The sequence below is a fragment of the Mycobacterium sp. ABE4_509 genome, assembly GCF_056160785.1.
This window is the reverse complement of the sequence record NZ_JBSWXU010000135.1, coordinates 1-14067: the sequence shown is the minus strand read 5'-3', so window position 1 is coordinate 14067 and position 14067 is coordinate 1. Positions and strand designations below refer to the sequence as shown.

Below are 14067 nucleotides of genomic sequence, written 5' to 3'. Positions count from 1 at the left end.
GGCCCTGCCGATGACGTGGCACAACCGCGGCGGACCGCTGTTCGGCAACACCATCGCCACGCTGCGCGCGACCGGGCGCGACGCCGACGTGGTGTTCGAGCAGCCCGGCGACGACCGCCGATTGGCCGTCGTCGCCCGCGTCGCGCTCACCGACTCGGTGCCACCTGGTCGATCGGCTCGATCCGCACCGTAACCCCGTTGAGCACCGACATACCCGCCAGCCGTTCGAGGTCGGCGGCGTCGTTGGAGGTCAGTTCGTTGACGTTGGCCCCGCCGGAGCGGTTGGCCAGCTGCCAGCCGCCGCGGTGCCCCCAGCCGTGCGGTATCGCCACCGTGCCCGGGGCAACGTCGTCGGTGAGCTGCGCCTCGGTCTCGATCGCCCCGTGCGGCGAGGTGATCCGCACCGCGGCGGCGTCGGTCACGCCGGCCGCAGCGGCGTCGGCGGGGTTGATGCGGGCCCGGTGGCGTCGATCGCCTTTCATCAGCGTCGGACTGTTGTGCATCCACGAGTTCTGCGAACGCATCTCGCGCATTCCGATCGCCATCAGCGGGAACTCGGGGTCGGCCCGATGGCGCTCGCCGAGCCGGCCGACCTCGTCGAGGATCTCCCGCGGCGCCAGCGCCACCAACGCTCCGCGGTGCCGTACCACGTCGGCGCGCAGACCGACGCCGGCGTGTTCGGAGAGCACCACGCCGTGCGGGTTGTCCCGCAGCCGACGTGGGTTCAACCCGTTGCGGCGCAAACCGAACCAGTCACCGTAACGTCCGATCCGCATCAGTGCCTCGACCATCCGGCGCGGGGTCAGCCGACCGATGCGGTGCCGGTCGAGCCAGGTCAGTACTCCGTTGAGCCGTTGCAGCGGGCCGGTCGCGAACAAGGACAGCCCCATCCGGCGGGCCAGCTCGTCGAACACCTCCCACTCGTTGCGGGCCTGCCCGTAGGGGGCCAGCACCGGCTCGGCGGCCTGCACGAACACCGTCGGCGAGCAGTTGGAGAAGGTGAAGGGCACGTCGTAGCGCTCGAGGAAGGTGGTGGCCGGGAGCACGTAGTCGGCGTGCCGGTTGGTTTCGTTGACGTAGAGGTCCAGCGACACCAGCAGGTCGAGTTCTTCGAGCGCCTTGTCCAGCATGGGCCCGTTGGGAACTGTGAGCACCGGGTTACCCGCGGTGACGATCAGCGCGCGTAGCTGGCCTTCGCCGGGGGTGAGGATCTCCTCGGCCATCAGCGCGGCCGGGTAGGTGCTGATCACCTCCGGCAGGGCGCCGATCCGCGAGCGGGCACTGTCGTAGGTCATCTTGCCGGCCTTCTCCCCCATCTCCTCGAGGGGAATCACGCCGGGGGCGAACAACATTCCTCCTGCCCGGTCGAGGTTGCCGGTGACGATGCTCAACGCGTCGAGCAGGAAACTGACCAGCGTGCCGTGCCGGCCCAGGCACGCTCCGGTGCGGCCGTAGGCCACCGCCCTCGGTGCCGTCGCGAAGTCACACGCCAGGGCGCGCAGCACCTCGGGCGCCACCCCGGTGCGATCCGCGGTGTCCTCGGGCGGGTAGCCGCCCACGAGGTCGCGCAGTGTCTGCCACCCCGTCGTCTGCGCCCGCAATGCGGCGGTGTCGGCCAGCCCTTCGTCGAAGATCACGTACAGCATCGACAGCAGCAACCAGGCGTCGGAATCGGGCCGCACCGGCAGATGCTCGTAGACGCGGGCGGTCTCGGTCCGGCGCGGATCCACGACGACCACGCGACCGCCCCGGCCGGCGATCCCGGCCAGATCGTCTTTGATGCGCGGGGCCCGGACCGCACTGCCGTGCGAGACAAGCGGGTTGGCGCCGAGCATGAACAGGAAGTCGGTACGCGGCAGGTCCGGGAACGGGATCTGGCTGGCCGCACCGTAGAGCAGCTTGCTCGCCACGAACCGGGAGTTGATGTCCTGCGAGCCCGACGAATACTGGTGGTGGCCGCCGAGCCGGGTCAGGAAGAAGCCCGACCAGATGCCGCTGGCGTAGCCGAAGGCGATGGGGTTGCCGAAGTACTGACCGACGGCGCTGCCGCCGCGCTCGGCGACGATGCGGCCCAGCCGGGCGGCGATGTCGTCGAGCGCCTCATCCCAGCTGACCTCTTCGAAGGTGCCGTCTGCGCGGCGGCGCAGCGGTGCGAGCACCCGGTCGGGATCGTTTTGGATGTCGGTGAAGGCGATCCCTTTCGGGCAGGCCCGGCCCCGGGACAGCGGATGGTCGGGGTCGGGGCGCAACGACTGCAGCCGGCCGTCCTCCACGGTGGCGATCAGGCCGCACAGCGCTTCGCAGATGCGGCAGTAGGTGATGTGGTGCTCGACAGCCATCGGTGGCCCTTTCTGTCCGCCCATACCGTCGCACCTCGACCCGCGCTCCGATAGACATTTCCACGAAACTGTTCACCGGCGTGGTGTGGTGTCCCCGACTCGGCGGCCGGCGCGATGGGCCACACTGGTGCCCATGACCGAAGCCGGCACCCCCCGCGTCGCTGTCTACCTCGACTTCGACAACATCGTGATCTCCCGGTACGACCAGGTCAACGGCCGCAGCTCGTTCCAGAAAGACAAAGCCAAGCAGCCCGACGACCACCCCGAGCGGCTCAAGCGGGCCCGGGTCGACGTCGGTGCGATCATCGACTTCGCCTCCTCGTTCGGCACCCTGGTGCTGACCCGCGCCTACGCCGACTGGTCGGCCGACGTCAACGCCGGCTACCGGGATCAGTTGGTGGGCCGGGCGGTGGACCTGGTGCAGTTGTTCCCCGCCGCGGCCTACGGCAAGAACGGGGCCGACATCCGGCTTGCGGTCGACGCGGTCGAGGACATGTTCCGGCTGCCCGACCTCACCCATGTGGTGATCGTGGCCGGCGACTCCGACTACATCGCGCTGGCGCAGCGCTGCAAGCGGCTGGGCCGCTACGTCGTGGGAATCGGGGTGGCCGGCGCCTCGAGCCGGGCGCTGGCCTCGGCGTGCGACGAGTTCGTCACCTACGACGCGCTGCCCGGTATTCCGGTGTTCGAGCCGGCTCCGGACGCCGACGGCAAGCCCGCGCCGAAGAAGCGGAACCGGCGGACCAAGGCGTCGCCGGACACCGAGACGCCCGACCCGCAGACCGCGGCCACCGGGCTGTTGACCCGCGCGCTGCGCATCGGCATGGAGAAAGACGATGTGGACTGGTTGCACAACTCGGCGGTGAAGGCTCAGATGAAGCGAATGGATCCGTCGTTCAGCGAGAAGTCGCTGGGCTGCAAGTCTTTCAGCGACTTTCTGCGGTCCCGCTCCGACGTCGTCGAGCTCGACGAGAGCTCGACGACGCATATGGTGCGGTTGCGCGAGGAGACCTGAGCCGGTCAGCCTCCGCCGAGCCTGTCCTGCGCACCGGCCAGCCGCGCCGCCCGCGCCAGCAGGTTCACATAGGCCGCCCCGAGTACCCGCGGGGCGGCGGCCATCACGCGGCCGTCCGGGCCGATCAGGATCCTGGCCCGGTTGCGCTCCACGCCCCGCAGGATGACCTCGGCCGCCTTGTCCGGGGAGGTCATCGCCGCCCGCTGGAACATCCGCACGGTCTGATCGCGGTCGCTGACCGTCGCGTCGGTGCGCATGTTCACCGCGAAATTGGTCCGCACCACCCCCGGGTGCACGCAGTGCACGGTGACTGGCTGACGTTCGATGATCATCTCCTGCCGCAGCGCTTCGGTGAACCCCCGCACCGCGAACTTGGATGTGTTGTAGGCACTTTGGTAGGGAACCGCGATCAGCCCGAAGGCGCTGGAGAGGTTCACCAGTCGCCCGGGACGGTCAGCCGAGCCCGACTCGATCAGGTGCGGCAGGAACGCCTTGGTGCCGTTGAGGACCCCGCCGACGTTGATCCGCAGCAGCCAGTCGAGGTCGTTCCACGTCATGTCGGCCACGCTGGCGACCAGATCGACACCGGCGTTGTTGAACACCCACGACGCGGAACCGAGCTCGTCACGGACCTGCCCGGCGTAGTCGAGCATGGCCTCGCGGTCACCGACGTCGACCCGATAGGTGGTGGTCGTCGCGGCGCCGCAGGCCGCCGCCGTCTCGGCCAGCCCGTCCGGGTCGACGTCAGAGGCGGCGACGTGGACACCGCGCCGGGTCAGCGCGATGGTCAGCGCACGACCGATGCCGGACCCGGCTCCGGTGACGACGGCGACGTCGCGGCTCATTTCTGCGCCTCCGCCAGGGCGCGGATACGGTCCAGCGAGAGCTGCAGGTTGGCCTGCAGGTCGGTGCGCCGGTCCCGGACGAACAACGCGAGGTGCTCGAACACCACGACGCCGACCGGCAGCGCCACGCACATCCGGCATTCCTCGGTGAGACGGACCGTTGCGTCGGAGGGGCCGGGCTCGATGACGAAGCTCCATTGTGTCCAGTCGCCGCCCATCGCCTCCACGACGAAGGAGAACCTCTCGTCCGCGACGGCCTCGACGACCCTGGCCTCGGTGCGCCAGCGGCCGAGCCGGCGCCGGTTCCACGCCCGGAACCGGTCAGCGGAGACCCATTGCACGCGGACGGTCTCCGGGCTCCATTCCGGGATGCGGGTCACATCCGAGACCAGCTGGTACACCGCGTGCGGTGTCGCCCGCAGCACGGTGGTGGCGGTGATCGTCTCGCCCTTCTGCAGCACTGGCACGGCGGGCTCCTGTTCTTCGCATCGGCGCGCACAGGAGCTTATACCGTTGATGCAACAGTATGACCGGTGGGACGGACGCTCGGCGCGGCGTCGCGGTCAGTGCACACCTTCCATCTGCCGGCTGATCCACGGCGCGATCGCGAACACGACGACCCCGACCGAGATCGCGACCAGACCCAGGATGCCGAAGTAGGCGACCTCACCCTCGACGGTGTAATAGCCGGCCAGCAGCCCCGACATCGCGGTGCCCAACCCGACCGAGAAGAAGTAGAGCGCCATCATCTGGGCGCGGAACGCGTCCGGGGCCAGCTTGGTCGTCACCGACAGGCCGATCGGATGACCGAAGAACGTGCGCGAATCGTCGCGCTCACGGGTTGTCATCACCGAACTTTGCCCCCTGTGCGCTGCCAATGTGCTCGCACCCCCGCGATTCACACCCAGCGCGCAGGTCGTGATCGGTGCAGGATGGCTCAGGTGACGGTTCCCTCCGGCTCGCAGTTGCACCAGGTGTTGGTGGTCGGCCTGGGGTCGCTGGGGTCGATGGCGTTGTGGCAGTTGGCCCTCCGTGGTGTCGATGTCGTCGGGGTGGAGCAGTTCGGCCGGGTGCACGTGCACGGGGCCTACGCCGGGGAGTCGCGGCTGTTCCGGGTCGCGGCCAAGGAGGGCCGGGTGTTCACCCCGGCGCTGCTGCGCTCCCGCGAGCTGTGGGCTGAGCTGGGCAGGGCCTACGGGCAGCATCTGCTGCTGCCGGTCGGGGCGCTGAGCCTGGGCCCGCGCGGCCACCCCGACCTGGCCTCGACGGTGGCCACGTGCACCGAGTTCGGTCTCACGCATGAGATCCTCGACCCCGCCGCGCTGCGCAGCCGCTATCCGCAGTTCCACATCCGGGACGACGATGTCGGCGTGCTGGACGCGCTGGGTGGGGTGCTGCGCCCCGAGCTCGCGGTGGCCGCCGCCACCCATCAGGCGCTGGCCCACGGCGGCACGGCGCACTACGACACCACGGTGACGGCCGTCGAGACGCACCGAGACGGGGTCCGGGTGCTCAGTACCGGCGGCGAGCTGTGGGCGCGCCGGGTCGTGGTGACCGCGGGGCCGTGGACCACCCGGCTCCTGCCCGAACTCGGCGACCTGGTCAAAGTCACGTCCTACCCGCTGATCTGGTTCCTGCCGCGCCACATCGAAGCGTTCACGCCGGACCGGTTTCCCGGGTTCATGCGCGACCTGGACGGCGTCCACGCCTTCGGGATTCCCACCCTGGACGGCTACAGCGTCAAGGCGACACCCACCATCGAGTTCCCGCTCGTCGAGGACTGGGCCGACCGGGGCACGACGCTGACCCGCGAGCAACTCAGGTGGGCGGGCGACCAGATGCGCAGGATGCTGCCGGACCTGATCCCGGAAGCATCCCGGTGGTCGGTGCACGGCGAATCCTTCACCCCGGGCAAGATGCCGGTCGTCGACACCCTCGCCGGGGGCCGGATCGTGATCGCGACGGCGTTGAGCGGCAACGGGTTCAAGTTCGCCCCGGTGTGGGGACGGACACTGGCCGACCTGGCGCTCGACGGCCGGTCGTCATTCGCCGACCCGGTGTTCACGCTGGCCGCGCACCGCGCCCACCCCCCAGCCTGAACTCGTCGAACCTGACCGCTCCGGCCTGCGGGTCGGCCATGTCGACGTACCAGCTCGTCACGGTCCCGGTTGCGGTGTTCAGCGCCTGAAAGACCACGGCGCCGTCGTCGGCGATGTAGGGCAGCGGCCGGCCGTCGGCCTCCCGCAGGGGCGCGACCGTGGGCACCACCGCCGTCAGCCCTCCCGGGCTGCCCTGGGCGAGGTAGTTGGCGGGCTCCCATGGCGCGGGCGGGACGGGGCGACTGTTCCCGGACTCGGCCACGTAGGCGCCGTAGCTGTTGCCGGTGTTGGACGCTTCGAGGTAGTTGACGCCGCCGGCCGAGACGAAGCGGTTCCACAGATGACTGTGGCCGTTGTGGACCAGGTCGACACCGGCGGCTTCGAGCACCGGCATTACATCGGCGACCAGGATGTTCTCCGACGCCGGGTACTCATAGCGGATGCCGGCCAGTTCCCCGGCCTCATCCCGTTCCTCGATTCGGCGTGGATGGGCGAACGGCGGACTCATGTTCTCGCCCAGGCCTTGTGGGCCCTCGTGCATCATCACGACCGTGTACTCGGCGTCGCGGAACGGCGCCGAGTTCAGCTCGGCCACCAGCCACTCGTATTGCGGCGCGCCGACGCTGAGGTCGTCGAACACGAACGCACCGTGGCCCTGGGCCAGCGGATCGGCCAGATCGGCACGCGATTCCTGGAAGCGCGAGGTGACCGTGCGGGCATCCGGTTGCGGGTCGGCGCGCGCGGAGCGCCAGATGCGGGTGGCGAACAACGAGACGACCCGGACGCCGGCGACCGTGGTGGCGTAGTAGCGCTCCCCGCCCGGACCGGCGGCGGGCAGCGAGAAGATCTCCTCGTAGGTCGTAGTGGAGAAGGAGTTGTCCTCGATCCACCGGGCCCGCATGACCGGGTCCCCGGTGGGGTTGACGATGTCGGCCACAGCGGCGTAGGCGGTTTCGGCGACGGTGCGCGGAACCGGGTTGGCGAAGGAGTCCTTCAGCGCGGTGTGCCCGGCACGACGGCCCTGCACCTCGTGGTTGCCGATCGCCGGGTACACCGGCGCGTGCTGCATGATCTGGCCGCCGCGGTAGACGGTGCCGTCCGCGGCGGCCCGACCGCCGCGGCCCTGCATGACCGGGAAGAACGCGGCGCCGCGTTCGTCGTCGAACCACTCCGAGGCGCGGTCGGGGATGTTGATCAGGTCGCCGGGCAGGAGCACCGCGTCGATCGCACCGAGTTCAGCGCCGACGGTGCGGGCGGCCAGCTCGAGGTTGGCCGGGGTGTTGGCCATCAGCTGCAGATCCGAGGTCAGCAGGATCACCGCGGGATCGGCCGGCCCCAGTGCGGCGCGCAACGTGAACGCATCCGAGGCCACCAGCGCGCCGCCGCGGGTGCTGACCACCCGGTAGGGCTCCCGCTGCACGCCGATGCCGGTCACCACCGCGTGGTGGCGGTAGACATCGCGCGCGGCGATGCCGGTTGCCGGCCTGCGCCCGGCGGGCAGTTTCGAGTCGGCGTCCTCGGCGACTCGGGACAGCGCAGCGGTCTGGGCGGTGAAGACCCGGACCCCGGGCGCGCCGCCGCGGCTGACCGCTTGGCGCAGATCGCCGTACGACAGGTCGCCGACGTCGGCGCCGACAAGCACGTGGTGGTCGTCCCCGACGAACTCGGTGAACCAGGCGACCTCGACCGAGCCGGGGCCCGGTCGTTGCAGGAACGGGTCAGTGAGCAGGTCGAGCGGTTCGGCGGCACGCACCGGTGCGATGCACAGTGTCGACGTCACCACCGCCGCCCACGCGATCATCAGGGCGATCCGGCGGCCACCACCGGGGATCGACGGGTGCGCGGACATGATCCCACTGTCCCGCACCGGGGTGGACACAACCTGTCGGCGAGGTTGCCGGCCGCCGCCCGGTCGGGCCGGCACCTGCGACGGCCGGCTGTTACGGCCAGGAAACGGTTCGTTTTCCGGCGAGGTCACTTGGACTTCCCGAGTGTTTACTTGTTCAACATTTTCTGTCCAGTCCGAGGGGAAGCCGGTGCGTTTCGTCGATTTCCAGGCCAAGACCCCGTTGATCGGGATGTCCATGGTGTTCATCGCCATGGTCATCGTGGCCGTCACCGCCTACCTGCACATCGGCTGGTTCGCCGTTGTCGGATATGTAATCGCCTTCGGGACTGCTGGATTCGGCTTCATCTTCACCTTCCGGGACATGCCCACCCCACCTCACACCCCGGCCGACGGTGACGATGCCGCCGCCGACCGGCAGACAGGCGAGCAATGACCACAGCACCGCGGTTGGCCGCCACCGAGCAGCCGTCGCTGACCGAAGAGGACGCCGGCTACCACAAGAGCCTGCGGCCACGTCAGCTGCAGATGATCGCCATCGGCGGCGCCATCGGAACCGGGCTTTTCCTCGGCGCCGGCAGCCGGCTGGCCAGCGCCGGGCCGGGGCTGTTCCTGGTGTATGCGTTCTGCGGGGTCTTCGTCTTCCTGATCCTGCGCGCACTCGGCGAGCTCGTTCTGCACCGGCCGTCGTCGGGATCGTTCGTGTCCTACGCCCGGGAGTTCCTGGGCGAGAAGGCCGCCTACGCCGCCGGCTGGCTGTACTTCCTCAACTGGGCCATGACGGGAATCGTGGATTCGACCGCGATCGCCACCTACTTCCACTTCTGGACGGCGTTCGAGGCCGTCCCCCAGTGGGTCATCGCGCTGGTGTCGCTGGCGGTGGTGCTGTGCATCAACCTCATCTCGGTCACCCTGTTCGGCGAACTCGAATTCTGGGCCGCCCTGGTGAAGGTCGTCGCGCTGGTGGCCTTTCTCATCATCGGCACCGTCGTCCTGGCCGGCAGGTACGACATCGACGGCCAGGCAACCGGATTGAGCGTGATAGCCGACCACGGCGGCCTGTTCCCGGTCGGGTTGCTACCCCTGGTCATGGTCACCTCCGGGGTTGTCTTCGCCTACGCCGCAGTCGAGCTCGTCGGGACCGCCGCCGGCGAAACCGCCGAACCCGAGAAGGTCATGCCGCGCGCGATCAACTCGGTCATCGCGCGTATCGCGTTGTTCTATGTCGGATCGCTGTTCCTGCTCGGCCTGCTGCTGCCCTACACCGCCTACCACGCCGACGAGAGCCCGTTCGTGACCTTCTTCGCCTCCATCGGCCTGCCCGGCGCCGGGACGGTGATGAACCTCGTCGTGCTGACCGCGGCGTTCTCCAGCCTCAACGCCGGCCTGTACTCCACCGGACGAATACTGCGGTCCATGGCGGTGGCGGGCAGCGCCCCGGCGTTCACGGCGAAGATGTCCCGTCGCGGCGTGCCCTACGGCGGTATCTGCCTGACCGCGGCGATCGGGCTGGTCGGCGTCCTGCTCAACGGCCTCGTGCCGTCGAGGGCGTTCGAGATCGTCCTCAACGTCGCCTCGCTGGGCATCCTGGCGTCGTGGGCGACCATCGTGATCTGCCAGCTTCAGCTGTACCGCTGGTCCCGCCAGGGCAGGGTGGAGCGGCCGTCGTTCCGGATGTTCGGCGCGCCGTACAGCGGCTACCTGACGCTGGCGTTCCTGGCCGCCGTCCTGGTCCTGATGGCCTTCGACTACCCGGTCGGCACCGGCACCGTGGCCAGCCTGGTGCTCGTCGTGCCGGCACTGATCGGCGGGTGGTTCCTGGTCCGTGACCGAGTGGCGCATCCGCACCATTGAGCCGCCACCGGGTGTTCGCTCGGGCCCGCCCATCACCGGCCCGGCGGTGGCGCGGTACGCCGGATCCACCGATCCGCGAGCGCGACCCGATCCCCCGCGGCGAGCAGGGCAAACACGCTGGCAGTTGCAGCGACCGGGTGGTGAGCGTCATGATCTCGGCTCGATTCTGCGCGAAACACGCCCGTGCCGCGGACAAGGAAATGCTGTGAATTTGCCAAGTAGCGCGTATGTTGACCCTGGGCGGGTTTGTCGATTGGTAGGTGGGGCCGGATGCACGTTTCAGCACGAGCGGTGCTCACCGCCGGTATCGCCGCACTGACCGGCGGCGCGCTGGCGTTCACCCCCTCGCTGCTGCCCGGGTCGATGCGCACCATCGAGGTGCTGCGCCCCGTCACCTTCACCGCCGACAGCGGCATGATGGCGCCGGTCACCGATGACGACGTGCGGGCCGCGCTGGATCTGATCGGCGAGCTCGGTTCCCTTCCCGGCCGCGGCAAGATCACCGTCCGGCTGGGCGACGAGGCCGCCACCGCATTTCCCGCCAACCCGGCGCGCGGCATCTCGAACCAGGCGCCCGACACACCGCCTCAGCCTGGACCTGGCGCGCCCGTCCCCGCAGCGGGTCAGTCGGCCGAGATCACCGCCGTGGAGCCTCTCGCGATCGAGGATCCCACCGCACTCAATGCCGCGTCCGACGTCATCGACAGCGTCTACTCGGTGACGCGGTACTGGGCCAACTACGTGTCCCTGGAGCTCGGCCCGTGGGTGCTCGACTGGGTGCCGCTGGGCTATCTGGTCTCCGACCAGATCTACATCTGGTACCCGGACTTCGTCCTGCCGGTCACCGACAGCTTCGTCTACGACTTCCTGGATCCGGTGGCCAACGATCCGCTGAACCTGCAGGTCTGGCAGCAGGGCGTCAGCGACATCGTGAACACCGCCGTCAACGGCCTGTACAACGGGGTCAACAACGAGATCCAGTACATCCTGGACTTCGGCTGGTTCCCGATCCCGCTGCCGCCGCTGCCGCCGCTGCCCTTCGCCTCCTCGACCACCGAGACGGCATTCGCACTGACCGCCGCCGAGGCGCAGGACTCCGACGCCGAGGCGGGCGAGGTCACTGAGTCAACCGGTGTCGGCGAGGAGGCCGGCGCCGAGGAGACCTCGGACGAGACCACCACCCCGGGTGCACCCGAGGCCGCCGACGAGACGACCGACGACACCGAAGAGACCCCGGTGAAGGACCCCGGTGAGGTCACCGAGGAACTCGTCGACGAGTCCGAGCCGGCCGTCGAGGACAGCGAAGCCCCCGCCGAGGACACGGTCGACGAATCCGAGGACCCCGCCGACGTCGACGACGAAGCTCTCGACGACGAAGCTCTCGACGACGAAGCTCTCGACGACGAGGCCCTCGACGACGTGGTCGACGAGTCCTCCGACGAGTCCGAGGACTCGTCGGACAGCGACAGCGACGCCGGATCCGATGCCGGCGGCTCGGATGCCGGGCAAGCCGGCGACAGCAGCGACGTCCGGAAGGTCCGCGGGCCCGGCGGATACGGCTCCGGCGCTGACGACGCAGGCAGCGGCGCCGACGACGGCGGCGCCGACGAGTCCGATTCCGGCGACTGACCTGTAGGGCTCACCGGCAGACCACGCCAGCACGTCATGGAATCGGTATGGGACTACCCCCGGCCGCCCCGCCTGGAGACGTTCCACGGCGCGATCACCGTGGAACTCGGTGGCCAGGTCATCGCCGAAACCAGCCAGGCCTGGCGGGTGCTGGAGACCAGCCACCCCCCGACGTACTACCTGCCCCGCAGCTGTTTTTCCGATGGCGTCCTGCGCCGGGCCGCGGGCTCGTCCTGGTGCGAGTGGAAGGGGCAGGCGAGCTACTTCGACCTGGTGACCCCGTCGACTGTCGCCCGGCGTGCGGCATGGACGTATCCGAATCCGACGACGGCGTTCGGCGAGATCGCCGGGGCGATCGCCGTCATGCCGTCGCTGGTGGACAGGTGCACCGTCAACGGCGAAGAAGTGCTGCCCCAGCCGGGCGACTTCTACGGCGGGTGGATCACCAGCTGGATCACCGGTCCGTTCAAGGGCGGGCCCGGATCACGGGGGTGGTGATCCAACCCCGGTCTGCTGGTGGTGCCGCCGACCGAGGAACCTCGCCAGAATCAGCTGCGCGATGCCGAACAACCCCAGCCCACCGCCCACGATCGCGAAGGCCGCGTACGCCCCCACCCCGAGCGAGAACGCCGCTCCGACCAGGCTCTTGACCCCGACGGAGACGGCGGCCCTGCCGAACTCGGCTGCCGCGGTCACCCCGCCGGCGAGTTCGAGGGGGGTCAGTTCCTGGCGCCACCTCGTCAGGACCAGGCGAGCGCAGACGTTGGCGGCGCCGAAGAAGAACGCCGCCGCCAGCATCACCGGCATGGCGGCCGGTATCCATCCCGCCGCCAGCACGAGCGTGCCGGCCGCACCGACGAGCACCCACCGCGATCCCGGGCGGTGACGCCGGACCATCGCGTAGACCAGGGCGCCCGTCGCACCGCCGGCGGCGAACGCGGCTCCGAGCTGACCGACCAGGTCGGGCTGGTCGAGCAGTCCCTTGGCGAAGAAAGCGCTGAGCAGCTTGCGCAGCTCGTAGAGGTGGAACAACATCATCCCGAGGACGACGACGAGCAGGTACCGGTGGGCGAGGATGTATTTCAGCCCCGTCCAGGAACCGCCTCGCGAACCGGGCCGGCCGGGCGGGCCGTCCCCGGCGGCGACGGTCGTGGCCGCCGGTTCCGCCGAGCGCTCCGGCACCCTCAGGTAGCAGACCGCCGAGAGCGCGAATCCGATCGGGATGACGATGTGCGGCACGATTCCGTCCGACCAGATCATCAGGCTGCCGAGCATCAATGGTCCGGTGATGCCGCCGATCTCGAAGAACAGCTCGTAGCGGGAGTTGATGCGATCCAGCAGATCCGGACGGTGACCGGCCATCTCCAGCGGCACGGTGTGCACGGCGGCGTCGACGTAGCCGCGGGCCAGCGCCTCGGCGGTGTAGCAGCTCATCACCCAGGCCAGGCCGGCGGTTCCGAACACCATGGCAATCGGGATGCCGGCCAGCACCACGCCGCGCAGCAGCGTCGCGGCGACCAGCACGCGCCGGGCACCGAAGCGTTCGATGGGCCAGCCCGCGAAGTAGGTGCCGAACATGTGCACGGCGGTGCCGAACGCGGCGAAGAAGGCGGCCAGGCCCAGAGATCCGGACAGATGCGCGACCAGCAGCGGCTGAGCCAGATGCATGGCGCTGTCGACGATCTGGGTCAGTACGACACCGCTGAGCAACCCGCCCAGCCGCACCGGTGCAGGCCCCGAGGTCACCACCCGCATTCCCGAGGTCCCTTCCGGCGCAACATCACGTTGGCATCGCTGCCGGAATGGTAGAGCCGTGGTGGGGCCGCGGCGCGGCCGGCGAGGTGCCTGCGGGCCGAGTTCCGGAGATCGTCACGCCACGTTCGCCGGCCGGCCATCCCCGACGCCCCGCCGGCTCGCTCGGCACCGTTCTGGACCGCCGACACGAGCTCCGGCCCTATACTCCGGCGTTCATGAGCGGTATTCGTTCTCGGCGCCGAAACTGGAGCGCCATCGCGCCCGTGTTCTCGGTTGTCGCCGTGGCGGCGGCCGGCGCGCTGGTCGGGGCCCCACCGGCTGCGGCAGAGCAGAACTGCGACCCCAACTACTCGGGCGCGTGTGTCCCTGTCGCCAGCGACGTCGACTGTGCCGGCGGCAGCGGCAACGGACCGGAGTACGTGTCCGGGCCGGTGAACGTCGTCGGCACCGACATCTACGGCCTGGACCGCGACGGCAACGGAGTCGGCTGCGAATAACTGCGCGTTGGTCAACGCGGCGGCCGCCGAGCGGGTTTAATCGGTTCGAGAATCCATTCCCCGGGAGGTCGAACTGTGCCCCTGACGTGTGGTGACCGCCCAACGGGCACGGACCGTCGCGGGCGGCCCGTGGTGCGCTGGGCGCAGGTCGGGATGGCCGGCGCCGGCGTGGCCGCGGCGTTGCTGGC

12 protein-coding genes and 2 pseudogenes are annotated in these 14067 nt (G+C 69.7%); 8 read left to right on the top strand and 6 right to left on the bottom strand.

The genetic code is table 11. The features are described from left to right. Positions 1-193, top strand: a pseudogene (locus tag ACXAID_RS22455) (alkaline phosphatase D family protein); the annotation flags it as partial. Here the strand turns inward: ACXAID_RS22455 and ACXAID_RS22450 are convergent. Beyond that, entirely contained in the window at positions 147-2339 is a 2193-nt protein-coding gene (locus tag ACXAID_RS22450; RefSeq protein WP_475024401.1) for a molybdopterin-dependent oxidoreductase, read from the bottom strand. The pseudogene ACXAID_RS22455 and the gene ACXAID_RS22450 sit on opposite strands and share 47 nt — an antisense overlap. Positions 2340-2472: 133 nt before the next feature. On the opposite strand from ACXAID_RS22450, the gene ACXAID_RS22445 reads away from it, so the two are divergent. Beyond that, positions 2473-3354: an NYN domain-containing protein gene (locus tag ACXAID_RS22445; RefSeq protein ID WP_475024399.1), complete on the top strand. Its 882-nt coding sequence runs from the start codon at positions 2473-2475 to the stop codon at positions 3352-3354. Between the two features lie 5 nt (positions 3355-3359). Here ACXAID_RS22445 and ACXAID_RS22440 read toward each other — a convergent pair whose 3' ends face one another. From ACXAID_RS22440 to ACXAID_RS22430, 3 genes and pseudogenes are all read right to left on the bottom strand, one after another. Then, positions 3360-4199 (bottom strand): SDR family NAD(P)-dependent oxidoreductase, encoded by an 840-nt coding sequence (locus ACXAID_RS22440; RefSeq protein ID WP_475024398.1) that lies wholly within the window; start codon positions 4197-4199, stop codon positions 3360-3362. Continuing rightward, on the bottom strand, positions 4196-4666 hold the full coding sequence (locus ACXAID_RS22435) for an SRPBCC family protein (protein ID WP_475024397.1): 471 nt from the start codon (positions 4664-4666) through the stop codon (positions 4196-4198). The genes ACXAID_RS22440 and ACXAID_RS22435 overlap by 4 nt, the downstream gene beginning before the upstream one ends. 96 nt (positions 4667-4762) lie before the next feature. After that, a pseudogene (locus tag ACXAID_RS22430) lies at positions 4763-5002 on the bottom strand (MFS transporter); the annotation flags it as partial. A 138-nt stretch (positions 5003-5140) separates the two neighbouring features. Between ACXAID_RS22430 and solA the strand changes: the two are divergent. Then, positions 5141-6298 carry an N-methyl-L-tryptophan oxidase gene (solA, locus tag ACXAID_RS22425; RefSeq protein WP_475024396.1) on the top strand — a complete coding sequence of 386 codons (1158 nt, stop codon included), beginning with the start codon at positions 5141-5143 and terminating at the stop codon, positions 6296-6298. On the opposite strand, the gene ACXAID_RS22420 is transcribed toward solA, so the two are convergent. Then, complete coding sequence (locus ACXAID_RS22420) at positions 6261-8147, bottom strand: metallophosphoesterase family protein (RefSeq protein ID WP_475024395.1); 1887 nt, start codon at positions 8145-8147, stop codon at positions 6261-6263. The two genes, solA and ACXAID_RS22420, sit on opposite strands and share 38 nt — an antisense overlap. Before the next feature lie 187 nt (positions 8148-8334). On the opposite strand from ACXAID_RS22420, the gene ACXAID_RS22415 reads away from it, so the two are divergent. From ACXAID_RS22415 to ACXAID_RS22400, 4 genes are all read left to right on the top strand, one after another. Further along, complete coding sequence (locus ACXAID_RS22415) at positions 8335-8580, top strand: hypothetical protein (RefSeq protein WP_475024394.1); 246 nt, start codon at positions 8335-8337, stop codon at positions 8578-8580. Then, entirely contained in the window at positions 8577-9998 is a 1422-nt protein-coding gene (locus ACXAID_RS22410) for an amino acid permease (RefSeq protein ID WP_475024393.1), read from the top strand. The genes ACXAID_RS22415 and ACXAID_RS22410 overlap by 4 nt, the downstream gene beginning before the upstream one ends. A 270-nt stretch (positions 9999-10268) precedes the next feature. Then, positions 10269-11627: a hypothetical protein gene (locus ACXAID_RS22405; protein ID WP_475024392.1), complete on the top strand. Its 1359-nt coding sequence runs from the start codon at positions 10269-10271 to the stop codon at positions 11625-11627. A gap of 36 nt (positions 11628-11663) precedes the next feature. Beyond that, on the top strand, positions 11664-12125 hold the full coding sequence (locus ACXAID_RS22400; protein ID WP_475024391.1) for a DUF427 domain-containing protein: 462 nt from the start codon (positions 11664-11666) through the stop codon (positions 12123-12125). Here ACXAID_RS22400 and ACXAID_RS22395 read toward each other — a convergent pair. Continuing rightward, a complete protein-coding gene (locus tag ACXAID_RS22395) occupies positions 12111-13382 on the bottom strand; it encodes an MFS transporter (RefSeq protein ID WP_475024390.1) in 1272 nt (423 codons plus the stop codon). The genes ACXAID_RS22400 and ACXAID_RS22395 overlap by 15 nt on opposite strands. A gap of 254 nt (positions 13383-13636) precedes the next feature. Between ACXAID_RS22395 and ACXAID_RS22390 the strand changes: the two genes are divergently transcribed. Then, positions 13637-13879, top strand: coding sequence for a hypothetical protein (locus tag ACXAID_RS22390; protein WP_475024400.1), 243 nt, complete (start codon positions 13637-13639; stop codon positions 13877-13879). The last annotated feature ends 188 nt before the right edge of the window (positions 13880-14067 follow it).